Annotated in this window: 1 protein-coding gene; it reads right to left on the reverse strand. The window is 51.2% G+C overall.

Going from position 1 to position 326, the window contains the following annotated elements; all coding sequences use genetic code 11:
* Positions 1–326 (reverse strand): hypothetical protein (locus QP994_RS11135; RefSeq protein ID WP_284866845.1); only part of this gene is annotated, 326 nt, incomplete at both ends.

The raw sequence follows: 326 nt of genomic DNA on the forward strand, positions 1-326 counted from the left end.
GCCGATTCATCAAGCCTGATCACACTCGTGCGCATACCAGCATCAGTAGTGCACTCATCGCGTTGACCATCAATGTCTTCATCCGGGGGACTCAACTCAGTGGGAATATCCAACCCCAAATGGAAACAACGATACTGCTCCAACCACAAATCAATGTGGCCGACAGAGAAAAATGTCCAAGGAATCAGAAGGTAGTCACGCTCTTCTGGCTCTGCCTGACGTACACCTGCACCCCCAGTCCACATTTCGATGGTCCAATCAGTGGTGTCCACCTCTGTGACATCAAGGGGATAATCCAACTCTTCAGGCACAAACCCCGGCAAACC

It is taken from the genome of Corynebacterium sp. MSK044 (genome assembly GCF_030232825.1).
Taxonomy (GTDB): Bacteria; Actinomycetota; Actinomycetes; order Mycobacteriales; family Mycobacteriaceae; genus Corynebacterium.